Here is a 21,975-nt window from a genome sequence, read left to right on the forward strand (position 1 = left end):
CATTCATGGCTAAAGGTAAGTTCGAGCGGACCAAGCCGCACGTAAACGTTGGCACGATCGGCCACGTTGACCATGGCAAGACGACGCTGACGGCGGCGATCACCACGATCCTGTCGCGGAAGTTCGGTGGCGAGGCGAAGGCCTACGACCAGATCGACGCGGCGCCGGAAGAGAAGGCGCGCGGCATCACCATCAACACCGCGCACGTCGAGTACGAGACCGAAACCCGTCACTACGCCCACGTGGACTGCCCGGGTCACGCCGACTACGTGAAGAACATGATTACCGGTGCCGCCCAGATGGACGGCGCCATCCTGGTGTGCTCGGCCGCTGACGGCCCGATGCCGCAGACCCGCGAGCACATCCTGCTGGCCCGTCAGGTCGGCGTGCCCTACATCATCGTCTTCCTGAACAAGTGCGACATGGTCGACGACGAAGAGCTGCTCGAGCTGGTCGAGATGGAAGTGCGCGAGCTGCTGTCCAAGTACGACTTTCCGGGCGACGACATTCCCATCGTCAAGGGCTCCGCGCTCAAGGCGCTCGAAGGCGACCAGTCGCCGATCGGCGAGCCGGCGATCCTGGAACTGGCCGCTGCGCTGGACTCCTACATCCCGACCCCGGAGCGCGCGATCGACAAGCCCTTCCTGCTGCCGATCGAAGACGTGTTCTCGATCTCCGGCCGCGGCACCGTGGTGACCGGTCGTGTCGAGCGCGGCATCGTCAAGGTTGGCGAGGAAATCGAAATCGTCGGCATCAAGCCCACCGTCAAGACCACCTGCACCGGCGTGGAAATGTTCCGCAAGCTGCTGGACCAGGGTCAGGCCGGTGACAACGTCGGCGTGCTGCTGCGCGGCACCAAGCGTGAAGACGTCGAGCGTGGTCAGGTGCTGTGCAAGCCGGGCTCCATCACCCCGCACACCCACTTCACCGGCGAGATCTATGTGCTGTCGAAGGAAGAGGGTGGTCGTCACACCCCGTTCTTCAACAACTACCGTCCGCAGTTCTACTTCCGTACCACCGACGTGACCGGTTCGATCGCGCTGCCGGAAGGCACCGAGATGGTCATGCCGGGCGACAACGTGTCGATCACCGTCAAGCTGATCGCCCCGATCGCCATGGAAGAAGGTCTGCGCTTCGCGATCCGCGAAGGTGGCCGCACCGTCGGCGCCGGCGTCGTCGCCAAGATCATCGAGTAAGTCTTTCATCCGGGTGCGGTACGCCGCACCCTCGCTCTTTTTGGGAAATACCATGCAAAGCCAGAAAATCCGCATCCGTCTCAAGGCGTTCGACTACCGCTTGATCGACCAGTCCGCGCTGGAAATCGTCGATACCGCCAAGCGCACCGGCGCCGTGGTCCGCGGTCCGGTTCCGCTGCCGACGCGCATCGAGCGTTTCGACCTGCTGCGTTCGCCGCACGTGAACAAGGCGTCGCGCGACCAGATGGAGATTCGTACCCATCAGCGCCTGATGGACATCATCGACCCGACCGACAAAACGGTCGATGCGCTGATGAAGCTCGATCTTCCGGCTGGCGTGGACGTCGAGATCAAGCTGCAGTAATCGCCTGCTTGCAGTGGAAGCGCAAAGGCCGGTATAATCCGGCCTTTGCGCCTATTGGCGTAAAAAATTCGTTTGATAGGGCCCGGTCAATCGTAACCGGGGATCAGGAGAAGAAAATGAGTCTAGGCCTTGTCGGTCGCAAGGTGGGCATGACTCGCGTCTTCGCCGAGGATGGTCGTTCCATCCCGGTGACGGTGCTGGATGTGTCCAATAATCGCGTGACCCAGATCAAGACGCCTGAGGTGGATGGTTATTCCGCCGTTCAGGTGACCTTTGGCAAGCGCCGTGCGAGCCGCGTCAATAAGCCGCTCGCCGGACATCTCGCCAAGGCCGGTGTTGAAGCCGGTCACATCCTCAAGGAATTCCGCGTCGAAGCCGACCAGCTCGCCAGCCTCAAGGCCGGTGACGTGGTGGGTGTGGATCTCTTTGCCGTCGGGCAGAAGGTGGATATCACCGGAACCTCGATCGGTAAGGGTTTTTCCGGTTCGATCAAGCGGCACAACTTCAGCTCCAACCGCGCTTCGCACGGTAACTCGATCTCGCACAATGCGCCGGGCTCCATCGGTATGGCGCAGGATCCGGGTCGTGTTTTCCCGGGCAAGCGGATGGCCGGTCAGTACGGCAACGTGACCCGCACCACGCAGAACCTGGAAGTGGTTCGCGTGGATGCCGAGCGTCAGCTGCTGCTGGTCAAGGGTGCGGTGCCGGGCTCCAAGGGCGGCGACGTGGTCGTTCGTCCTGCGGTCAAGGCCGGTAACTGAGCGAGGGCGTAATGGAACTGAAACTACTGAACGATCAGGGTCAGCCCTCGGCTACGCTTGAGGCGTCCGACGTGCTGTTCGGTCGCGAATTCAACGAAGCGCTCGTCCATCAGGTGGTCACCGCCTACATGGCGAATGCGCGCTCGGGCAATCGCGCCCAAAAGGGGCGCTCCGACGTTGCCAAGTCCACCCGCAAGCCGTGGCGCCAGAAGGGTACCGGCCGTGCGCGTGCCGGTATGGCGTCCAGCCCGCTGTGGCGCGGAGGCGGCCGGATTTTCCCGAACTCCCCGGACGAGAACTTCTCGCAGAAGGTCAATCGCAAGATGTATCGCGCCGGCGTGGCGTCGATCCTCTCGCAGCTGGCTCGCGAGGACCGTCTTGCCGTGGTCGAGAATTTCAGCGTCGAGGCACCGAAGACCAAGCTGCTGACGCAGAAGCTCAAAGGTATGGGTCTCGAGTCCGTGCTGGTCATCACCGACGAGCTCGACGAGAACCTGTTCCTGTCTTCGCGCAATCTGAATGACGTGCTGGTGCTCGAGGTGCAGGAAGCCGATCCGGTTTCCCTGGTGCGCTTCGACAAGGTGCTGGTCACCAAGGCTGCGCTGGCCCAGATGGAGGAGGCGTGGCAATGAGTGCATACAGCCAGGAGCGTCTGATGCAGGTGCTGCTCGCGCCGCAGATCTCCGAGAAGGCGACCTATGTCGCCGACAAGAACGAGCAAGTCGTGTTCAAGGTCGCATCCGATGCAACCAAGCCGGAAGTGAAGGCCGCCGTCGAGCTGCTCTTCAAGGTTCAGGTTGAATCCGTGCAGATCGCGAACGTGAAGGGCAAGGTCAAGCGTTTCGGCCGGATGACCGGTCGTCGCAAGGACTGGAAGAAGGCGTTCGTCTGCCTCAAGCCCGGCCAAGAAATCAACTTTGCGGCTGGGGAGTGATAAGTCATGGCACTGGTTAAACTGAAGCCCACGTCCGCCGGCCGTCGCTCGATGGTCAAGGTGGTCAACGCCTCCCTGTACAAGGGGCGTCCCTTCGCGGGTCTGGTCGAGAAGCAGAGCAACAATGCCGGCCGCAACAATGCTGGTCGCGTGACCGTCCGCCACCAGGGCGGCGGCCACAAGCAGCACTATCGCCTGGTCGATTTCCGTCGCAACAAGGACGGCATCGTCGCCAAGGTCGAGCGTATCGAGTATGACCCCAACCGTTCTGCCAACATCGCGCTGCTGTGCTACGCCGATGGTGAGCGCCGCTACATCATCGCCCCGAAGGGCCTTGAAGTCGGCCAGCCCATCGTGAGTGGCTCGGAAGCCCCGATCAAGCCGGGCAACGCCCTGCCGATCCGCAACATCCCGGTCGGCTCGACGATTCACTGCGTCGAAATGTTCCCGGGCAAGGGCGCGCAGCTTGCGCGTGCCGCGGGTACCTCGGTTCAGCTGCTCGCTCGCGAGGGCTCCTACGCCCAGCTGCGTCTGCGCTCCGGCGAGATCCGTCGTGTGCACGTCGAGTGCCGCGCCACCATCGGTGAGGTCGGTAACGAAGAGCACGGTCTGCGCAAGATCGGCAAGGCCGGCGCCAACCGCTGGCGTGGTATCCGCCCGACCGTCCGCGGCGTGGCGATGAACCCGGTGGATCACCCGCACGGCGGCGGCGAAGGCCGTACCGGCGAAGGTGGTGTGCCGCGCAGCCCGTGGGGCCAGCCGACCAAGGGCTACCGCACTCGCCGCAACAAGCGCACCGATACCATGATCGTGCAGCGTCGGCACAAGCGTTAAGGGGTAAGAGATGGCACGTTCAATCAAGAAAGGCCCGTTCGTCGACGCGCATCTGCTCAAGAAGGTGGATGCGGCGCGGGGCGGCAACGACAAGCGCCCGATCAAGACCTGGTCCCGCCGCTCCACGGTACTGCCCGATTTCGTCGGTCTGACCATCGCGGTGCACAACGGTCGTCAGCACATCCCGGTGTACGTCACCGAGAACATGGTCGGTCACAAGCTGGGCGAATTCGCGCTGACCCGTACGTTCAAGGGTCACGCCGCCAGCAAGAAGGCGAAGAGGTAAGGAGTCACTATGGAAACCAGAGCCATTCTCCGCGGGGTGCGCCTCTCGGCCCAAAAGGGTCGTCTGGTCGCTGACCTCGTCCGGGGCAAGCCGGTTGATCAGGCGCTCAGCATTCTCGCCTTCTCGCCGAAGAAGGGCGCCAAGATCATCCGCAAGGTGGTCGAGTCCGCGATCGCCAATGCCGAGCACAATGACGGTGCCGACATCGACGCGCTGAAGGTCAAGACCATTCACGTCGAGGAAGGGATGTCGCTGAAGCGCTTTACCGCGCGCGCCAAGGGCCGCGGCAACCGCATCCTCAAGCCCACTTGTCACGTGTACGTGACCGTCGGGGAATAAGGAGTAGTTATGGGTCAGAAAATCCATCCGACCGGATTCCGCCTCGCGGTCACGCGTGACTGGGGTTCCCGCTGGTTCGCGCCGAGCCGTGAGTTCCCGCGCATGCTGAGCGAGGATCTGAAGGTCCGCGACTTCCTCAAGAAGCGCCTGGCGCACGCCTCGGTTGGCCGCGTGATCATCGAGCGTCCTGCCAAGAACGCCCGCATCACCCTGTACAGCGCCCGCCCGGGCGTGGTGATCGGCAAGAAGGGCGAGGACATCGAGAACCTCAAGCGCGAGCTGCAGAAGATCGTCGGTGTGCCCGTTCATGTGAACATCGAAGAAGTCCGCAAACCTGAGATCGACGCCAAGCTGATCGCCGATTCCATCGCTCAGCAGCTCGAGAAGCGCATCATGTTCCGCCGCGCGATGAAGCGTGCGATGCAGAACGCGATGCGTCTGGGTGCCCAGGGCATCAAGATCATGAGCTCCGGCCGTCTGAACGGCGCCGAGATCGCCCGTACCGAGTGGTATCGCGAAGGCCGCGTGCCGCTGCACACCCTGCGCGCCAACATCGATTACGGTGTCTCGGAAGCCAAGACCACCTACGGCATCATCGGTATCAAGGTGTGGGTGTACAAGGGCGACCAACTGGGCCGCAACGAGCAGCCGGTCGCCGCCGAGCCTGAAGCCGACAACCGCCGCGGTCGTCGTGGCGCGCCGCGTGGTGACGATGCCCGTCCGGGCCGTCGTCCCGCCCGTCGCGACGCGGGCCGGCAAGAAGAAAGCAGGAGTGAATGATGCTGCAGCCTACGCGCAGGAAGTATCGTAAGGAGCAGAAGGGCCGCAATACCGGCCTGGCGACCCGCGGTGCGAAGGTCAGCTTCGGCGAGTTCGGCCTCAAGGCGACTGGCCGCGGCCGTCTGACCGCACGTCAGATCGAATCGGCCCGTCGGGCGATGACCCGCCACATCAAGCGTGGCGGCCGCATCTGGATCCGCATCTTCCCGGACAAGCCGATCTCCAAGAAGCCGGCCGAAGTCCGTATGGGTAACGGCAAGGGCAATCCGGAGTACTGGGTCGCCGAGATTCAGCCGGGTAAAGTGCTGTACGAAATGGATGGCGTGGACGAGGCGCTCGCCCGTGAAGCGTTCCGGCTTGCCGCCGCGAAGCTTCCGATCGACACCGTGTTCGTGACGCGCCAAGTGGGGTAAGAGCATGAAGGCGAGTGAACTCCGCGCCAAGAGCGCGGGTGAATTGAATCAGGAGTTGCTCGATCTGCTGAAGGCGCAGTTTTCGCTGCGCATGCAACTGGCGACCCAGCAGCTGAGCAATACGAGCCAACTCGGGAAGGTGCGTCGCGACATCGCGCGCGTACGGACCGTTCTGCGTGAAAAGGCAGGTCAGTAATGAGTGAAGAGTCCGCGAAGGTTCGCCGCGCCCTGGTTGGTCGCGTGGTGAGCGACAAGATGCAGAAGACGGTCACCGTGCTGGTGGAGCGTCGTGTAAAGCACCCGCTGTACGGCAAGATCATCACCCGCTCGGCCAAGTATCACGCCGACGTGGAGGTGGGCGGTGCCGCTGCCGGCGACCTGGTGGAGATCGAGGAGTGCCGTCCGATCTCCAAGACCAAGAGCTGGAAAGTTACGCGCGTTCTGGAAAAGGCTCGCGTCATCTGAGCTTTGATGTTTAGGTAGAAACAGCTTGGCAAGCGATTGCCAAGCTGTTATACTTTTCGTCTTTGCTCCGGAACTCTTCCGGGGCTTCTACCCGGACGGGTTCCAAGACTGACCGCGCAGCGGGATAAGTTGGAGATTTAATTCATGATTCAAATGCAATCCAGGCTGGACGTCGCCGACAACACCGGTGCGCGTTCGGTGATGTGCATCAAGGTGCTCGGTGGCTCGAAGCGTCGCTATGCAGGCATTGGCGACATCATCAAGGTCACCGTGAAGGATGCTGCGCCGCGTGGTCGCGTGAAGAAGGGTGACGTTTACAACGCCGTGGTGGTTCGTACCGCCAAGGGTGTGCGTCGCCCCGATGGTTCGCTGATCAAGTTTGACGGCAATGCCGCCGTGCTGCTGAACAACAAGCTTGAGCCGATCGGTACCCGTATTTTCGGGCCGGTGACGCGCGAGCTGCGCTCCGAGCGGTTCATGAAGATCGTCTCGCTGGCGCCTGAAGTGCTCTGAGGAGTCGTCGAGATGAACAAGATCCGCAAGGGTGATGAAGTGGTCGTGCTGACCGGCAAGGATCGCGGTCGTCGCGGTACCGTGCTGCGTCGCGTTGATGATGAGCGCCTGGTGGTCGAGGGTGTGAATCGCGTGAAGAAGCATGTCCGTCCGAATCCGATGAAGGGTGAGGTGGGTGGCATCGTCGAGAAGGAGATGCCCATCCATGTGTCGAACGTCGCGCTGTTCAATGCTGCGACCCAGAAGGCTGACCGGGTCGGAGTGAAGGTGCTTGAGGATGGTCGCAAGGCCCGTTTCTTCAAGTCGAACGGCGAGCTGGTGGACGCGTAAGGAGTGGCAATGGCTCGCTTGCAACAGTTTTACAAGGAAGCGGTGGTGCCCGAGCTGCTCAAGCAGTTCGGCTACAAGTCCGTGATGGAAGTCCCGCGTATCACCAAGATCACCCTGAACATGGGTGTCGGTGAGGCCGTCGGCGACAAGAAGATCCTCGAGAATGCGATCGGCGACATGACCAAGATTGCTGGTCAGAAGCCGGTGGCCACCAAGGCGCGCAAGTCGATCGCGGGCTTCAAGATTCGCGACGGCTATCCGATCGGCTGCATGGTGACGCTGCGCGGTCCGCGCATGTTCGAGTTTCTCGATCGCCTGGTGACCGTGGCCATGCCGCGTATCCGCGACTTCCGTGGTATCGCTTCCAAGGGCTTCGATGGTCGTGGCAACTACAACCTCGGCGTCAAGGAGCAGATCATTTTCCCGGAGATCGAGTACGACAAGATCGACGCGCTCCGCGGGATGAACATCAGCATCACGACGACGGCGAAGACCGACCAGGAAGCGCGCGCGCTGCTGGCCGCGTTCAAGTTCCCGTTCAAGAATTGAGGGTGATATGGCGAAACTGGCTCTGATCAATCGCGAAGACAAGCGTCGCAAGCTGGTGGCGAAGTTCGCCGCCAAGCGTGCAGCGCTGGTCGCGCAGGTCAAGGACATGAACCTGTCCGAAGAAGAGCGCATGGCGGCGCGTCTGAAGCTTCAGCAGCTGCCGCGCAATGCCAATCCGACGCGTACCCGCAACCGCTGCAGCCTGACCGGCCGGCCGCGTGGTGTGTTCCGCAAGTTCGGTCTGTGCCGCAACAAGCTGCGCGAGATTGCGTTCCGCGGCGAAGTGCCTGGCATGACCAAGGCGAGCTGGTAAGGAGAGATCAAAGATGAGTATGTCCGATCCGATCGCCGATATGCTGACCCGCATCCGCAACGCGCAGCAGGCCCAGAAGGGCAGCGTTACGATGCCGTCGTCCAAGCTTAAGGTGGCCATTGCCAACGTGCTGAAGGACGAAGGCTACATCGAGAGCTACGTGGTGCGCGAGAACGGCGGCAAGCCGGAACTCGACGTCGAGCTCAAGTACTACGCCGGCCGTCCGGTCATCGAGCGCATCGAGCGCGTGAGCCGTCCCGGGCTGCGTATCTACAAGGGTAGCGACGATCTGCCGCGTGTGATGAACGGTCTCGGCGTCGCCATCGTGTCCACGCCGAAGGGTGTGATGACCGATCGCGCCGCGCGCGCCAGCCGCGTCGGCGGTGAAGTGATCTGCGTCGTCGCTTAAGGGGGTGCCATGTCTCGTGTAGCTAAGAATCCGGTGGCCATCCCTGCGGGAGTCGAGGTCACCATCAATGCGGCGGAGATTGCGATCAAGGGCCCGCTGGGCACGATCAGCCGTCCGCTTCACCCGTCTGTTACGGTCACTCGCGAAGGCGACGCGCTGGTGTGCAAGGCCCTTGATGGCGCCGAGAACGCCCGTGCGATGTCCGGCACGATGCGCGCGCTGATCAACAACATGGTGACCGGTGTCTCCAAGGGTTTCGAGCGCAAGCTCACCCTGGTGGGCGTCGGCTACCGTGCGCAGGCGCAGGGTGACAAGCTGAATCTTTCGCTGGGTTTCTCCCATCCGGTGGTGCATCAGATGCCCGCTGGCGTGAAGGTTGAAACCCCCTCGCAGACCGAAGTCGTGATCAAGGGTATCGACAAGCAGCAAGTCGGTCAGGTCGCGGCCGAGGTGCGGGCCTACCGCGAACCCGAGCCCTACAAGGGCAAGGGCGTCCGCTATGCGGACGAAGTGGTGGTGCTCAAGGAAACCAAGAAGAAGTAAGGCGGTTCGTCATGGACAAAAAACAAGTTCGTCTTCGCCGTGCGCGTAAAACCCGCGCCAAGATCGCGGAGCTGAAGGCGGTTCGCCTGACCGTGTTCCGTTCCAATTGCCATATCTACGCGCAAGTCATTTCCGGCTGCGGGTCGCGTGTGCTGGCTGCCGCTTCGACGGTGGAGCCGGAAGTGCGGTCCCAGGTGCCGAACGGCGGCAACAAGCAGGCGGCCGAAGTGGTCGGCAAGCTGATCGCCGAGCGCGCCAAGGCTGCCGGGATCGAGCAGGTCGCGTTCGACCGCTCGGGTTTCCTGTATCACGGTCGCGTCAAGGCGCTGGCCGAGGCTGCCCGCGAAGGCGGCCTCAAGTTCTAAGCGAGGAATCGAATGGCTAAGCAGCAAACCAAGCGTCCGCAGGCCTCCGAGGAGCGTGATGACGGTATGCGGGAGAAGATGGTCGCGATCAACCGCGTGACCAAGGTCGTCAAAGGCGGCCGCATTCTCGGTTTCGCCGCGCTGACCGTGGTCGGTGACGGTGACGGTGGCATCGGCATGGGCAAGGGCAAGTCCCGCGAAGTGCCGGTGGCCGTGCAGAAGGCGATGGACGAGGCGCGTCGCAAGATGGCCAAGGTGTCGCTCAAGAACGGCACCCTGCAGCACACCGTGATCGGCAAGCATGGCGCGGCTTCCGTGCTGATGCAGCCCGCACCGAGCGGTACCGGCATCATCGCCGGCGGCCCGATGCGTGCGGTGTTCGAGGTGATGGGCGTCACCGACATCATCTGCAAGTGCATCGGCTCGACCAACCCGTACAACGTGGTGCGCGCGACGATCAACGGCCTGATGGCGGTCAACACCCCGGCAGAGATTGCAGCCAAGCGCGGCAAGACTGTCGAAGAGATCCTGGGGTAAGCGATGTCCGACAAGAAACTCAAGGTCACGCTGGTCAAGAGCGTGATCGGTACCAAACAGTCCCATCGCGCCACCGTTCGCGGCCTGGGCCTGCGTCGTCTCAATCACACGGTTGAGCTGCAGGACACGCCCGAGGTGCGCGGCATGATCAACAAGGTGTCCTACCTGGTGAAGTGCGAGGCATAAATGCGGCTGAATACCATCAAGCCCGGCGCAGGTTCCAAGTCGCCGGCCAAGCGTGTGGGTCGTGGCATCGGTAGCGGCCTGGGCAAGACCTGCGGTCGTGGCCACAAGGGTCAGAAGTCCCGCGCAGGCGGTTTCCACAAGACCGGTTTCGAGGGCGGTCAGATGCCGCTGCAGCGTCGTCTGCCGAAGCGCGGCTTCGTGTCGCTGACCGGTTCGCGCAACGCCGAAGTGCGTCTGTCCGAGCTGGACAAGCTGCCGGTTGAGGACGTGGACCTGCTGGTGCTCATGCAAGCCGGGATCGTCCCCGCCGACGCGTTGTCCGCGAAGGTGGTGCTGTCCGGTGAGATCAAGCGCAAGGTTAACCTGCGTGGCGTTGGCGCCACCAAGGGTGCCCGCGCCGCCATCGAAGCCGCGGGCGGTTCCGTCGCGGTGGCTGAGTAAGCGTCGAGGTAGGTTGTGGCCAATCCTTCCGCCACGCTCGGGAGTGCAGGCAAGTTCGGCGACCTCAAGCGCCGGATCCTGTTCCTCCTGGGCGCGCTGATCGTCTATCGGATCGGTGCCCATATCCCGGTGCCCGGGATCGACCCGGACAAACTGGCCGAGCTGTTCCAGTCGCAGGCCGGTGGCATCCTGGGTGTGTTCAACCTGTTCTCGGGCGGTGCGCTGTCGCGCTTCACCATCTTTGCGCTGGGGATCATGCCGTATATCTCCGCATCGATCATCATGCAGTTGATGACCGTCGCGGTACCGGCTCTCGAGCAGCTCAAGAAGGAAGGTGAAGCCGGTCGGCGCAAGATCACGCAGTACACGCGGTACGGCACGGTTCTGCTGGCATTGGCTCAGTCGCTGGGCATGGCGATCGCGCTGGAAGGGCAGCCTGGGCTGGTGCTCGATCCGGGGCTGATGTTCCGCTTCGTCACCGTCGCGACCCTGGTGACCGGCACGATGTTCCTGATGTGGCTCGGCGAGCAGATCACCGAGCGTGGTATCGGCAACGGTATCTCGCTGATCATCTTCGCGGGTATCGCGGCAGGATTGCCGAGCGCGATCGGCGGTTTGTTCGAACTGGTGCGAACCGGTGCGATGCATCCCTTCACCGCGCTGTTCATCTGTGTGCTGGTTGTACTGGTGACCGCGTTCGTGGTGTTCGTCGAGCGGGGGCAGCGGAAGATCCTGGTGAACTACGCCAAGCGTCAGGTTGGCAACAAGGTGTACGGTGGGCAATCCTCCCATCTGCCCCTGAAGCTCAACATGTCGGGCGTGATTCCGCCGATCTTCGCGTCCAGCATCATCCTGTTCCCGGCCACGCTGGGGCAGTGGTTCGGTTCTTCGGAGGGGATGTTCTGGTTGCGGGACATTGCCGCGACGCTCTCTCCGGGTCAGCCGATCTACGTGATGCTGTATGCGCTGGCGATCGTGTTTTTCTGCTTCTTCTACACCGCGCTGGTCTTCAATGCGCGGGAGACGGCGGACAACCTGAAGAAGAGCGGCGCCTTCGTGCCGGGTATCCGACCGGGTGACCAGACCGCGCGCTACATCGACAAGATCCTGACTCGGCTGACGCTTGCAGGGGCGGTGTATATCACCCTGGTCTGCCTGCTGCCCGAGTTCCTGATCCTGAAGTGGAACGTACCGTTCTATTTCGGCGGCACGTCACTGCTGATCATCGTTGTGGTGACCATGGACTTCATGTCCCAGGTACAGGCTTACGTGATGTCCCATCAGTATGAAAGCCTGCTGAAGAAGGCCAACTTCAAGGGTGCGGGTCTTCCGCTCAGGTAAGCGATGTCGAAGGAAGATGTAATCGAGATGCAGGGCGAGGTCACCGAGAACCTCCCCAACGCGACGTTCCGCGTTCGGCTCGAAAACGGCCACATGGTCCTCGGGCATATCTCGGGCAAGATGCGCATGCACTACATCCGCATCCTGCCGGGCGACAAGGTCACCGTGCAATTGACGCCTTACGACCTGACCAAGGGCCGGATCGTGTTCCGGACCAAGTGAATATAGAAACAGGAGCAAGAACATGAGAGTCCAGGCTTCGGTCAAGCGGCTGTGCCGCAACTGCAAGATCATTCGGCGCAAGGGCGTTGTCCGCGTGATCTGCACCGATCCGCGTCACAAGCAGCGCCAGGGTTGATCAAGTCAATCCCAGGCATTAAAATTTAATGTTTCGCTTTTTGGGGTAATCGGATGGCCCGTATTGCTGGGGTAAACATTCCCAACCACAAGCATGCCGAGATCGCGCTGACCAGCATCTATGGGATCGGCCGTACGCGTGCTCAGAAGATTTGCGACGCCGCTGGCGTGGCCCGCTCGACCAAGATCAAGGATCTGACCGAGTCGGACATGGAGAAGCTGCGCGACGAAGTGGGTAGGTTCGTCGTCGAGGGCGACCTGCGTCGTGAAGTCACCATGAACATCAAGCGGCTCATGGACCTCGGTTGCTACCGTGGCGTGCGCCACCGCCGTGGCCTGCCGATGCGCGGGCAGCGCACGCGCACCAACGCTCGTACCCGCAAGGGGCCGCGCAAGCCCATCGCCGGCAAGAAGTAATAGGAACTGATAATGGCTAAGTCTGCTGCAAAGGTTCGTAAGAAGGTCAAGAAGAACGTCGCTGAAGGCATCGCGCACGTTCACGCGAGCTTCAACAACACCATCATCACCATTACCGATCGCCAGGGTAACGCGCTGTCGTGGGCCACTTCCGGCGGCGCCGGCTTCAAGGGCTCCCGCAAGAGCACCCCGTTCGCTGCCCAGGTCGCTGCCGAGGCTGCCGGGAAGGCTGCGCAGGAATGCGGCGTGAAGAATCTGGAAGTGCGGATCAAGGGGCCCGGTCCGGGTCGCGAGTCGGCTGTGCGCGCGCTGAACGCGCTCGGGATGAAGATCTCCAGCATCACCGACATCACCCCGATCCCGCACAACGGCTGCCGTCCGCCCAAGAAGCGCCGTATCTGACAAGGAGTTGAAACGTGGCTCGTAATCTCGATCCCAAGTGCCGTCAGTGCCGTCGCGAAGGCGAAAAGCTGTTCCTGAAGGGCGAAAAGTGTTTTACCGATAAGTGCGCCATCGAGCGTCGCGCCTACGCGCCCGGCCAGCACGGCCAGCGCTCCGGTCAGCGTCTGTCCGGTTATGGTGTTCAGCTGCGCGAGAAGCAAAAGATCCGCCGCCTGTACGGTGTGCTGGAGCGTCAGTTCCGCAAGGTGTACGCCGAAGCGGACCGCCGCCGCGGCCAGACCGGCGAGAACCTGCTGCAGTTGCTGGAAGGCCGTCTCGATTCCGTGGCTTTCCGCATGGGTTTCGGCGCGTCCCGTGCCGAAGCGCGCCAGGTGGTTCGTCACAACGGCGTGCTGGTCAACGGCAAGCGCACCAATATCCCGTCCTACACGGTCAAGCCGGGCGACGTGGTCGAACTGACCGAGCGCGCGCGTGCTTCGCTGCGCGTGAAGGCTGCCATCGAGGCCGCCGAATCGCGTGGCTTCCCCGAGTGGCTGGAAGTTGACGTCAAGGCGGGCAAGGGCGTGTTCAAGGCCTATCCGCAGCGTGCGGAACTGCCGTCGACGATCAACGAAGGCCTGGTGGTCGAACTGTATTCCCGTTGATCCGGGACGGTGAAGCTCCCCTAGATTCGAGGAAATGCTGATGCAAAGCAATGCTCTGCTGAAACCCCGCATCATCGACGTCCAGAGTGTCTCGCCGGTACAGGCGCGCGTGACAATGGAACCGTTCGAGCGTGGTTTCGGCCATACCCTGGGGAATGCGCTCCGCCGCATCCTCCTGTCCTCGCTGCCGGGTCATGCCCCCACCGAGGTGTCCATCGAGGGCGTGCTGCACGAGTACTCGACGCTCGACGGGGTTCGCGAAGACATCGTGGACCTGCTGCTCAACCTCAAGGGTGTGGTGCTCAAGCTCCACAACCGCAGTGAGGCGACGCTGCGTCTGGCCAAGTCGGGCGAAGGCGTGGTGACAGCGGCAGATATCGAGATCGGACACGATGTCGAGATCATCAACCCGGATCACGTCATCGCCCATCTCGGGCCCGGCGGCAAGCTGGACATGCAGATCAAGGTCGAGGAAGGCCGTGGTTATGTCCCGGGAAACGTGCGTCCGGTGCTGGGTGATTCGAAGTCGATCGGCCGTATCGTGCTGGATGCGTCCTTCAGCCCGGTTCGGCGCGTGAGCTACCTTGTGGAGAGTGCGCGGGTGGAACAGCGTACCGACCTCGATCGGCTGGTGATCGACATCGAGACCAACGGCGCGGTCGATCCGGAAGAGGCGATCCGCTACGCGGCGCGCGTGCTGATGGATCAGCTGTCGGTCTTCGCCGATCTGGAGGGCACCCCGGCCGACGTGGAGCAGCCGAAGGCGCAGACGATCGACCCGGTGCTGCTGCGTCCGGTGGATGATCTCGAACTGACGGTGCGTTCGGCGAACTGCCTGAAGGCTGAGAACATTTACTACATCGGTGACCTGATCCAGCGCACCGAGACCGAGCTGCTGAAGACCCCGAATCTGGGTCGCAAGTCGCTCAACGAGATCAAGGAAGTGTTGGCCTCCCGTGGGCTGACCCTCGGTATGAAACTGGAAAACTGGCCGCCGGCCGGGCTCGAAAAGCTCGGTTGAACGGTAGTCGGTCAAGTGAGGTAATGAAATGCGTCACCGTAACGGTCTTCGCAAACTGAATCGCACCAGCAGCCACCGCCAGGCGATGTTCCGCAACATGGCCAACGCGCTGCTGCAGCACGAAGTGATCAAGACGACCCTGCCCAAGGCCAAGGAGCTTCGTCGCGTGGTCGAGCCGCTCATCACCCTGGGCAAGAAGCCCAGCGTGGCGAATCGTCGTCTCGCCTTCAACCGCCTGCGCGACCGCGACATGGTCGTGAAGCTGTTCGACGAGCTCGGCCCGCGCTACGCTACTCGCAATGGCGGCTATCTGCGCATCCTGAAGTTCGGCTTCCGCGACGGCGACAATGCGCCGATGGCTCTGGTCGAACTGCTTGATCGTCCGGAAGTGCAGGCGGACGAGCCGGCGGTGGAAACCGAGGCAGCTGCGGCCTGACAGGTTCGCGAGCAACATAAAAGAACCGGACCCTGTCCGGTTTTTTTTCGCCTACGCTTTTAGCTTGCTTCGACAGGAGAATGCGGTGACGGGACATGTGTTGGTAACCGGGGGCGCAGGGTATATCGGTAGCCATGCCTGCCTCGCATTGCTCGATTCCGGCGCTGATGTCGTGGTCGTGGACGATCTGAGCAATTCCTGCAGGGAGTCGCTGCGCCGGGTCGAGGAGCTTGCAGGACGGCGACTCGCTGGCTTCCACCAGATGGACGTGCGGGACCGTGAAGGGCTCGAGCGGCTCATGGGGCGGTACCCGGTCGACACCGTGCTGCACTTCGCGGGTTTGAAGGCGGTCGGCGACTCGGTGGCTGAGCCCTTGCGCTACTACGACAACAACGTCGGTGGCGCCCTCGCGCTGCTCGAGGCGATGCAGCGCTGCGGCGTGAGGCGGATCGTGTTCAGCTCATCGGCAACCGTCTATGGCGATCCGCAGCAGGTGCCGATCACCGAGGACGCGCCTCTGGGGCCAACCAATCCTTATGGCCGCACCAAGCTCGTCATCGAGGAGATGCTTGCGGATCTGGTGGCTTCCGACCCGCGCTGGCACGCGGTGATCCTGCGCTACTTCAATCCGGTGGGGGCACACCCGAGCGGTCTGATCGGCGAGGACCCGAACGGTACGCCCAACAATCTGATGCCCTACATCGCTCAGGTGGCCATCGGCAGACATCCGGTATTGCAGGTGTTCGGCGGCGACTATCCCACTGTGGACGGGACCGGCGTGCGCGATTTCATCCACGTCATGGATCTTGCCGAGGGGCACGTACGCGCGGTGCAGCGTCTTGACGCCCTACCTGGGCTGAGCAAGCTGAACCTCGGAACCGGCACTGGCTACAGCGTACTCGAGGTGGTGGCGGCGTTCGAGTTGGCCAGCGGGGCACGGGTGCCCTACCGGATCGTCGAGAGGCGTGCTGGCGACGTGGCCGCGTGTTGGGCGGACCCGAAGCGCGCGGAGGCGATGCTCGGCTGGCGAGCCCGCCGCGGGCTGTCCGAAATGTGCGCCGACGCATGGCGTTGGCAGGCGATGAATCCGGGCGGTTACCGGGGAATCGAGAGGTGAACCCCGGCAGCTGGCTGTGGTCGGAGTTGCAGGCGTAGGCAAGGGGATCATCGTGAGCGAGCAACTCGTCAGCAATCAGAAGAACGTACTGGGCGGGCCGCTGCTGGCCTGCAGTTACGCGCCGCTGACCGGCTTCTTCCGTACCGGATGTTGCGAAACCGGCGCCGATGATCTCGGGCGGCATGTCGTGTGTACCAAGGTGACCGAGGACTTCCTCGCCTTCTCCCGCCGCAGGGGAAACGACCTGAGCACGCCGCGCCCGGAGATGCGCTTCGCCGGACTCAAGCCGGGCGATCGCTGGTGCCTGTGCGCCCACCGCTGGCTGGAGGCCTTCGAGGCGGGCGTGGCGCCGCCGGTGGTGCTTGCCGCCACTCATCGCTCGGCGCTCGAGGTGGTGAGCCTCGAGGTGCTGCAGGCGCACGCCATCGACCTTTGATGCCCGCTGGCGGGAATGTCCTCGCTACCACGCTCGCTTGATGCGGTTGCGGTACTGCACGTCGTGCGGCAGCACCTGCTGCATGGCTTCCAGGTGGCTGCGTACCCGGTCGGTGGCGATGCGCAGCGTATCCGCAGTGAGCAGGGCGATCTCGCTGTGCCGTGCGGTGCTACGCACCACTTGCTCGATGGCGCGGTTGCGCTGCTGCTCGTCCGCCGGCAGGTAGACGCCCATGCCTGCATCCTGCAGGGACTTCAGGTAGCGCACCCGACGTTCGATACGATCCAGAAAGCGGGCCTGGGGGTCGCTGGGGGTCTTGTCGGCCATGGCCGTCTCCGGTAATTCCAACGGTCTTATCGTCGCGCTGTCCCGTCCGCGATGCAAGCCCGGCGATGCCGGCTCGCAGCCTCACGACGAACGGGCCGCTGCGGTCGAGGCGGCGAGCGCGCGGGCAAGATAGCCGGCCGTGTGCGCCCGGCCCTGGGCCGCGACCTCTTCCGGGGTTCCCGCCGCGACGATGGTGCCGCCGCCGTGGCCACCTTCCGGACCGAGATCGACGATCCAGTCGGCGGTCTTGATCACGTCCAGGTTGTGCTCGATGACCACGATGGTGTTGCCATGGTCGCGCAGGCGATGCAGCACGCGCAACAGCAGTTCGATGTCGTGAAAGTGCAGGCCGGTGGTGGGTTCGTCGAGTACGTACAGCGTGCGCCCGGTATCGCGCTTGGATAGCTCCAGGGCGAGTTTCACGCGCTGTGCCTCGCCGCCCGAGAGCGTGGTGGCGCTCTGGCCGAGGCGGATGTAACCGAGGCCGACGTCGGCCAGCGTTTCCAGCTTGCGGGCCACCGCCGGTACCGGGCGGAAGAACTCCAGCGCCTGCTCGACGGTCATCTCCAGGACTTCGAAGATGGTCTTGCCCTTGTAGCGGACCTCCAGCGTCTCGCGGTTGTAGCGCTTGCCGTGGCAGACGTCGCAGGGGACGTACATGTCGGGCAGGAAATGCATCTCCACCTTGATGAGGCCGTCGCCCTGGCAGGCTTCGCAGCGTCCGCCCTTGACGTTGAAGGAGAAGCGGCCCGGCCCGTAGCCGCGTGCGCGCGCCTCGGGCACGCCGGCGAACAGCTCGCGGATCGGCGTCATCAGGCCGGTGTAGGTGGCAGGATTGGAGCGCGGCGTGCGGCCGATCGGCGACTGGTCGACGCTGATGACCTTGTCGAAATGCTCCAGGCCGGCGATCTCGCGGTGTGCCGCCGGCTCCACGTTGGAACCGTACAGGTGCCGGGAGGCGAGCGGCACCAGGGTGTCGTTGATCAGCGTGGACTTGCCTGAACCGGACACCCCGGTGACGCACACGAACAGCCCCACCGGCAGCGCGAGGTCGACCTCGCGCAGGTTGTTTCCGGCACAGCCGGAGAGCTGCAGCCAGCGGTCGTCCGGGGCGCGCCGGCGCTCGGGCAGTGGAATGCCGCGCCGGCCGGCAAGGTAGTCGGCGGTCAGCGAGCCCGAGGCGGCGATGATGTCCGCGGGGGTGCCGTGGGCGACGACCTCGCCCCCATGCACCCCGGCACCCGGCCCCATGTCGACCACATAGTCTGCGGTACGGATGGCGTCTTCGTCATGTTCGACGACGATCACCGTATTGCCCAGGTCGCGCAGCCGCGCGAGGGTGGCGAGCAGGCGGTCGTTGTCGCGCTGATGCAGGCCGATGGAGGGTTCGTCGAGCACGTACATCACGCCGGTGAGGCCGGAGCCGATCTGGCTGGCCAGGCGGATGCGCTGGGCCTCGCCGCCGGACAGCGTGTCGGCCGAGCGATCCAGCGACAGATAGTCCAGGCCGACGTTGATCAGGAAGCTGAGCCGGTCGGAAATCTCCTTGACGATCTTCTCGGCAACCTGGGCACGATGGCCGGACAGGCGCAGCGTGTCGAAGAAGCGTCTGCTCTCGCCCAGCGGCAGCCGGCTGATCTCCGGCAGCGAACGCCCGCCGATCAGCACCCAGCGCGCCTCGCTGCGCAGGCGCGTGCCCTGGCAGGCGGGGCACGGGTGGGTGGCGCGGTACTTGGCGAGTTCCTCGCGCACGGCGAGCGAGTCGGTCTCGCGGTAGCGGCGTTCCAGGTTGGGGATGATGCCTTCGAAGGGATGGCTCTTCTGCACCAGGCGGCCGTTGTCGGACAGGTAGCGGAAGGCGATGGCCTCGCGCCCCGAGCCGTGCAGGACGATCTCGCGTACCGATTCGGGCAGTTCGGCGAACGAGGCGTCGAGATCGAAGCCATAGTGCGCCGCGAGACTGGCGAGCATCTGGAAGTAGAACTGGTTGCGCCGGTCCCAGCCACGGATCGCGCCGGCCGCCAGCGACAGCTCGGGGTGGGCGACGACCCGGGCCGGGTCGAAGAAATCCACCTGTCCCAGGCCGTCGCACTTGGGGCAGGCGCCGGCCGGGTTGTTGAAGGAGAACAGTCGCGGCTCCAGCTCGCCGAGCGCGAAGCTGCACACCGGGCACGCGAAGCGCGCCGAGAATACATGCTCGCTGCCGCTGTCCATCTCCACCGCGATCGCCCGGCCATCGGCGTGGGTCAGCGCGGTCTCGAAGGATTCGGCGATGCGTCCGCGCAGGTCGGCGCGCACCTTGAAGCGGTCGACCACCACCTCGACAGTATGGCGCCGCCCCTTCTCCAGCGGCGGCATGGCGTCGAGTTCATGCACGGCACCATCGACCCGGACCCGCACGAAGCCCTGGGCGCGCAGCTCGGCGAACAGTTCATGCTGTTCGCCCTTGCGCCCCGCGACCACCGGGGCAACGATCATCAGGCGGGTGTCCTCGGGCAGGGCCAGCACGTGGTCGACCATCTGCGACACGCTCTGCGCCTCCAGCGCCTGGTCGGGATGGTCCGGGCAGTGCGGCGTGCCCGCGCGGGCGAACAGCAGGCGCAGGTAGTCGTGGATCTCGGTGACCGTGCCGACGGTCGAGCGCGGATTGTGGCTGGTGGCCTTCTGCTCGATCGAGATCGCCGGCGACAGCCCTTCGATCAGGTCGACGTCCGGCTTCTCCATCAGCTGCAGGAACTGGCGTGCGTAGGCCGACAGCGACTCGACGTAGCGCCGCTGACCTTCCGCATAGAGGGTGTCGAAGGCCAGGGACGACTTGCCCGAGCCGGACAGCCCGGTGATCACCGTCAGGCGGTTGCGCGGCAGGTCTAGGTTGACGCTCTTGAGGTTGTGCGTGCGGGCACCGCGGATGCGGATTTCGTCCATGGAACCGGGGGCAGGGAAAAGACGACCCGACACTATAAGAGAGAAGCCGCGGCAGGGCCAATTGCCCTCGCGGTGATAGAATCCAGCCCTTTCCCGCCAGCCTTCCCCGCTTCCCGACGCATGTCCACCCCCGAGCACGACACGATGAGCCCGCAGGAGCGGCGCGCCGGCATCAGCCTGGCGGCGATCTTCGCGCTGCGCATGCTGGGGCTGTTCCTGATCCTGCCGGTGTTCGCGGTGCACGCGCCCACGGTGTCGGGCGGCAGCGACCTGATGATGGTGGGCCTGGCGATCGGCGCCTACGGGCTGACCCAGGCCTTCCTGCAGATTCCCTTCGGTGCGGCCTCCGACCGCTTCGGTCGCAAGCCGGTGATCGTCTTCGGCCTGGCGCTGTTCGTCATTGGCAGCGCGGTCGCCGCGCTGGCCGACAGCATCGGGTGGATCATCGCCGGACGCGTGCTGCAGGGCGCCGGGGCGATCTCCGCCGCGGTCACCGCGCTGGCCGCGGACCTCACCCGCGACCAGCATCGCACCAAGGTCATGGCGATGATCGGCTCGAGCATCGGCCTGGTGTTCGCCGCGTCGCTGGTGGTTGCGCCCTTGCTCTATGCGGCGATCGGCATGGCCGGCATCTTCTGGTTCACCGCCGCGCTGGCGCTTGCGGCGATCTGGGTGGTGGTGCGTGTGGTGCCCGCCGCCCCGCCGGTGCCCCGTGCCACCGGGCGTTTCGGCGAGGTGCTGCGTGACGGGCAGCTGATGCGGCTGAACTTCGGCGTCTTCGTCCTGCACCTGATCCAGACCACCATGTGGGTCATGGTGCCCGCCGCGCTGGTGGCGAGTGGCGGCTTGCCGGTGGCCGAGCACTGGAAGGTGTATCTGCCCGCGGTGCTGCTGTCCTTCATCGCCATGGTGCCGGCGGTGATCCTCGCCGAGCGGCGCGGGTGGATGAAGCCGATCTTCCTGGCGGCGGTCGGATTGCTCGTGATCGTGCAGCTGGGCCTCATGCTGTTCGGCGACGGACTGTGGCCGCTCGCCCTGTGGTTGACGCTGTTCTTCGTTGCCTTCAACATCCTCGAGGCCACCCAGCCGTCATGGATCTCGAAGATCGCACCGGCACATGCCAAGGGGACCGCGCTGGGCGTATACAATACGCTGCAGTCGGCGGGCCTGTTCCTCGGCGGTCTGCTCGGCGGCTGGCTGGCGCAGCGTTTCGGTCCGGGTTCGGCGAGCCTGGCATGTGCGGTGCTCGCGCTGCTGTGGCTGGCCGCTGCCGCCACGATGAATCCACCGCCCCGGCGCGTGCAGGCAGTGGCACCGGCCGGGGAGCCAGGCACTCGCCGGGCCTGACCCAGCCGGCGGGCGCCGGCAAACGACATGCGTATTCCCGGAGCCCAGGCTCCATCAACTTGAGACTCGGAAGCCCGGCCGTCATCCCGGGCGACCCACCAGAACTGGAGAATCCGGATGGCCTCCCTGAACAAAGTGATCCTGATCGGCAACCTGGGCCGCGACCCCGAGACCCGCTACATGCCCAGCGGCGACGCGATCTGCAACGTGACCATCGCCACCACCGAGACCTGGAAGGACAAGGCCAGCGGCGAGCGGCGCGAGGCCACCGAATGGCATCGCGTGGTGTTCTTCGGCCGCCTCGCGGAGATCGCCGCGCAATACCTGCGCAAGGGCAGCCAGGTGTACGTCGAAGGCCGCCTGCAGACCCGCAAGTGGCAGGACAAGGAAGGCCAGGAACGCTACACCACCGAGATCCGTGCCGACGAAATGAAAATGCTCGGCGGCCGCCGCGAGGGCGGTGATGCGCCGATGCGCGACAGCGGCGGTGGCTACGACGCCCCGCCTGCACGCCAGGAGCGCGCACCGGCGCCGGCCCCGCAGGGCAAGCCGGCGGGTGGCGGCGGTTTCGGCGAGTTCGACGACGACATCCCGTTCTAGGGCCGGATAAGCAGTAGATAGTAAACAATAAGAACGGAGCCCTTGAT

General features: G+C 64.1%; 36 protein-coding genes. 34 read left to right on the top strand and 2 right to left on the bottom strand.

Annotation, left to right across the window (positions count from 1 at the left end; all coding sequences use genetic code 11):
* Positions 1-5: 5 nt before the first annotated feature.
* From tuf to IAI53_RS15660, 32 genes are all read left to right on the top strand, one after another.
* Positions 6-1,196: an elongation factor Tu gene (gene tuf, locus IAI53_RS15505; RefSeq protein ID WP_187719061.1), complete on the top strand. Its 1,191-nt coding sequence runs from the start codon at positions 6-8 to the stop codon at positions 1,194-1,196.
* A gap of 52 nt (positions 1,197-1,248) precedes the next feature.
* Positions 1,249-1,560, top strand: coding sequence for a 30S ribosomal protein S10 (gene rpsJ, locus IAI53_RS15510; RefSeq protein ID WP_107494444.1), 312 nt, complete (start codon positions 1,249-1,251; stop codon positions 1,558-1,560).
* Between the two features lie 116 nt (positions 1,561-1,676).
* Complete coding sequence (rplC, locus tag IAI53_RS15515; RefSeq protein ID WP_187719062.1) at positions 1,677-2,321, top strand: 50S ribosomal protein L3; 645 nt, start codon at positions 1,677-1,679, stop codon at positions 2,319-2,321.
* Between the two features lie 11 nt (positions 2,322-2,332).
* Complete coding sequence (rplD, locus tag IAI53_RS15520; protein ID WP_187719063.1) at positions 2,333-2,953, top strand: 50S ribosomal protein L4; 621 nt, start codon at positions 2,333-2,335, stop codon at positions 2,951-2,953.
* A complete protein-coding gene (rplW, locus tag IAI53_RS15525) occupies positions 2,950-3,255 on the top strand; it encodes a 50S ribosomal protein L23 (protein WP_187719064.1) in 306 nt (101 codons plus the stop codon). Before rplD ends, rplW begins: the two co-directional genes overlap by 4 nt.
* A 6-nt stretch (positions 3,256-3,261) precedes the next feature.
* Positions 3,262-4,089 carry a 50S ribosomal protein L2 gene (gene rplB, locus IAI53_RS15530; protein ID WP_187719065.1) on the top strand — a complete coding sequence of 276 codons (828 nt, stop codon included), beginning with the start codon at positions 3,262-3,264 and terminating at the stop codon, positions 4,087-4,089.
* A 10-nt stretch (positions 4,090-4,099) separates the two neighbouring features.
* Positions 4,100-4,375: a 30S ribosomal protein S19 gene (gene rpsS, locus IAI53_RS15535; protein WP_136349061.1), complete on the top strand. Its 276-nt coding sequence runs from the start codon at positions 4,100-4,102 to the stop codon at positions 4,373-4,375.
* 9 nt (positions 4,376-4,384) lie between these two features.
* Positions 4,385-4,714 carry a 50S ribosomal protein L22 gene (gene rplV / locus IAI53_RS15540; RefSeq protein ID WP_187719066.1) on the top strand — a complete coding sequence of 110 codons (330 nt, stop codon included), beginning with the start codon at positions 4,385-4,387 and terminating at the stop codon, positions 4,712-4,714.
* Between the two features lie 9 nt (positions 4,715-4,723).
* Entirely contained in the window at positions 4,724-5,494 is a 771-nt protein-coding gene (rpsC, locus tag IAI53_RS15545) for a 30S ribosomal protein S3 (protein ID WP_187719067.1), read from the top strand.
* Positions 5,494-5,907 carry a 50S ribosomal protein L16 gene (gene rplP / locus IAI53_RS15550; RefSeq protein ID WP_136385078.1) on the top strand — a complete coding sequence of 138 codons (414 nt, stop codon included), beginning with the start codon at positions 5,494-5,496 and terminating at the stop codon, positions 5,905-5,907. Before rpsC ends, rplP begins: the two co-directional genes overlap by 1 nt.
* A 4-nt stretch (positions 5,908-5,911) precedes the next feature.
* A complete protein-coding gene (gene rpmC, locus IAI53_RS15555; protein ID WP_187719068.1) occupies positions 5,912-6,103 on the top strand; it encodes a 50S ribosomal protein L29 in 192 nt (63 codons plus the stop codon).
* Entirely contained in the window at positions 6,103-6,372 is a 270-nt protein-coding gene (gene rpsQ / locus IAI53_RS15560; protein WP_187719069.1) for a 30S ribosomal protein S17, read from the top strand. Before rpmC ends, rpsQ begins: the two co-directional genes overlap by 1 nt.
* A gap of 144 nt (positions 6,373-6,516) precedes the next feature.
* The gene (gene rplN / locus IAI53_RS15565) at positions 6,517-6,885 is read left to right on the top strand and encodes a 50S ribosomal protein L14 (RefSeq protein ID WP_114649074.1); all 369 of its coding nucleotides are present in this window, start codon (positions 6,517-6,519) and stop codon (positions 6,883-6,885) included.
* Between the two features lie 12 nt (positions 6,886-6,897).
* Positions 6,898-7,215, top strand: a complete 318-nt coding sequence (gene rplX / locus IAI53_RS15570; protein ID WP_187719070.1) for a 50S ribosomal protein L24 — start codon at positions 6,898-6,900, stop codon at positions 7,213-7,215.
* Positions 7,216-7,224: 9 nt separating this feature from the next.
* The gene (rplE, locus tag IAI53_RS15575; protein WP_187719471.1) at positions 7,225-7,764 is read left to right on the top strand and encodes a 50S ribosomal protein L5; all 540 of its coding nucleotides are present in this window, start codon (positions 7,225-7,227) and stop codon (positions 7,762-7,764) included.
* 7 nt (positions 7,765-7,771) lie between these two features.
* Positions 7,772-8,077, top strand: a complete 306-nt coding sequence (gene rpsN, locus IAI53_RS15580; RefSeq protein ID WP_187719071.1) for a 30S ribosomal protein S14 — start codon at positions 7,772-7,774, stop codon at positions 8,075-8,077.
* 13 nt (positions 8,078-8,090) lie between these two features.
* Positions 8,091-8,486, top strand: a complete 396-nt coding sequence (gene rpsH, locus IAI53_RS15585) for a 30S ribosomal protein S8 (protein WP_187719072.1) — start codon at positions 8,091-8,093, stop codon at positions 8,484-8,486.
* A 9-nt stretch (positions 8,487-8,495) separates the two neighbouring features.
* Positions 8,496-9,029 carry a 50S ribosomal protein L6 gene (rplF, locus tag IAI53_RS15590; RefSeq protein WP_187719073.1) on the top strand — a complete coding sequence of 178 codons (534 nt, stop codon included), beginning with the start codon at positions 8,496-8,498 and terminating at the stop codon, positions 9,027-9,029.
* Between the two features lie 11 nt (positions 9,030-9,040).
* Complete coding sequence (gene rplR / locus IAI53_RS15595; protein WP_187719074.1) at positions 9,041-9,394, top strand: 50S ribosomal protein L18; 354 nt, start codon at positions 9,041-9,043, stop codon at positions 9,392-9,394.
* Between the two features lie 12 nt (positions 9,395-9,406).
* Positions 9,407-9,931, top strand: coding sequence for a 30S ribosomal protein S5 (gene rpsE / locus IAI53_RS15600; RefSeq protein ID WP_187719075.1), 525 nt, complete (start codon positions 9,407-9,409; stop codon positions 9,929-9,931).
* A gap of 3 nt (positions 9,932-9,934) precedes the next feature.
* Positions 9,935-10,117, top strand: coding sequence for a 50S ribosomal protein L30 (rpmD, locus tag IAI53_RS15605; protein ID WP_107494425.1), 183 nt, complete (start codon positions 9,935-9,937; stop codon positions 10,115-10,117).
* Complete coding sequence (gene rplO / locus IAI53_RS15610) at positions 10,118-10,558, top strand: 50S ribosomal protein L15 (protein WP_187719076.1); 441 nt, start codon at positions 10,118-10,120, stop codon at positions 10,556-10,558.
* A 15-nt stretch (positions 10,559-10,573) separates the two neighbouring features.
* Positions 10,574-11,899: a preprotein translocase subunit SecY gene (gene secY, locus IAI53_RS15615; RefSeq protein ID WP_187719077.1), complete on the top strand. Its 1,326-nt coding sequence runs from the start codon at positions 10,574-10,576 to the stop codon at positions 11,897-11,899.
* 3 nt (positions 11,900-11,902) lie between these two features.
* Positions 11,903-12,121 carry a translation initiation factor IF-1 gene (infA, locus tag IAI53_RS15620; protein WP_187719078.1) on the top strand — a complete coding sequence of 73 codons (219 nt, stop codon included), beginning with the start codon at positions 11,903-11,905 and terminating at the stop codon, positions 12,119-12,121.
* A gap of 22 nt (positions 12,122-12,143) precedes the next feature.
* Positions 12,144-12,257, top strand: a complete 114-nt coding sequence (gene rpmJ / locus IAI53_RS15625) for a 50S ribosomal protein L36 (protein WP_004258276.1) — start codon at positions 12,144-12,146, stop codon at positions 12,255-12,257.
* Between the two features lie 53 nt (positions 12,258-12,310).
* Positions 12,311-12,673 carry a 30S ribosomal protein S13 gene (rpsM, locus tag IAI53_RS15630; protein ID WP_187719079.1) on the top strand — a complete coding sequence of 121 codons (363 nt, stop codon included), beginning with the start codon at positions 12,311-12,313 and terminating at the stop codon, positions 12,671-12,673.
* A 12-nt stretch (positions 12,674-12,685) separates the two neighbouring features.
* Positions 12,686-13,075 carry a 30S ribosomal protein S11 gene (gene rpsK / locus IAI53_RS15635; RefSeq protein WP_187719080.1) on the top strand — a complete coding sequence of 130 codons (390 nt, stop codon included), beginning with the start codon at positions 12,686-12,688 and terminating at the stop codon, positions 13,073-13,075.
* Between the two features lie 14 nt (positions 13,076-13,089).
* Entirely contained in the window at positions 13,090-13,719 is a 630-nt protein-coding gene (gene rpsD / locus IAI53_RS15640) for a 30S ribosomal protein S4 (RefSeq protein WP_187719081.1), read from the top strand.
* A 40-nt stretch (positions 13,720-13,759) separates the two neighbouring features.
* Positions 13,760-14,740, top strand: coding sequence for a DNA-directed RNA polymerase subunit alpha (locus IAI53_RS15645; RefSeq protein ID WP_187719082.1), 981 nt, complete (start codon positions 13,760-13,762; stop codon positions 14,738-14,740).
* 28 nt (positions 14,741-14,768) lie between these two features.
* Positions 14,769-15,176, top strand: coding sequence for a 50S ribosomal protein L17 (gene rplQ, locus IAI53_RS15650; protein WP_187719083.1), 408 nt, complete (start codon positions 14,769-14,771; stop codon positions 15,174-15,176).
* Between the two features lie 85 nt (positions 15,177-15,261).
* Positions 15,262-16,293: a UDP-glucose 4-epimerase GalE gene (gene galE, locus IAI53_RS15655; protein ID WP_349771936.1), complete on the top strand. Its 1,032-nt coding sequence runs from the start codon at positions 15,262-15,264 to the stop codon at positions 16,291-16,293.
* Between the two features lie 52 nt (positions 16,294-16,345).
* Positions 16,346-16,729, top strand: coding sequence for a DUF2237 family protein (locus IAI53_RS15660; protein ID WP_187719085.1), 384 nt, complete (start codon positions 16,346-16,348; stop codon positions 16,727-16,729).
* Between the two features lie 24 nt (positions 16,730-16,753).
* Here IAI53_RS15660 and IAI53_RS15665 read toward each other — a convergent pair whose 3' ends face one another.
* A complete protein-coding gene (locus IAI53_RS15665; protein WP_187719086.1) occupies positions 16,754-17,056 on the bottom strand; it encodes a hypothetical protein in 303 nt (100 codons plus the stop codon).
* An 81-nt stretch (positions 17,057-17,137) separates the two neighbouring features.
* Positions 17,138-19,981 carry an excinuclease ABC subunit UvrA gene (gene uvrA / locus IAI53_RS15670; RefSeq protein ID WP_187719087.1) on the bottom strand — a complete coding sequence of 948 codons (2,844 nt, stop codon included), beginning with the start codon at positions 19,979-19,981 and terminating at the stop codon, positions 17,138-17,140.
* A gap of 120 nt (positions 19,982-20,101) precedes the next feature.
* On the opposite strand from uvrA, the gene IAI53_RS15675 reads away from it, so the two are divergent.
* Both IAI53_RS15675 and ssb read left to right on the top strand, forming a co-directional pair.
* Positions 20,102-21,328, top strand: a complete 1,227-nt coding sequence (locus tag IAI53_RS15675; protein WP_225433330.1) for an MFS transporter — start codon at positions 20,102-20,104, stop codon at positions 21,326-21,328.
* 117 nt (positions 21,329-21,445) lie between these two features.
* Complete coding sequence (gene ssb, locus IAI53_RS15680) at positions 21,446-21,928, top strand: single-stranded DNA-binding protein (RefSeq protein WP_187719088.1); 483 nt, start codon at positions 21,446-21,448, stop codon at positions 21,926-21,928.
* Positions 21,929-21,975: the final 47 nt, after the last annotated feature.

Source organism: Thauera sedimentorum, assembly GCF_014489115.1.
Classification (GTDB): Bacteria; Pseudomonadota; Gammaproteobacteria; order Burkholderiales; family Rhodocyclaceae; genus Pseudothauera; species Pseudothauera sedimentorum.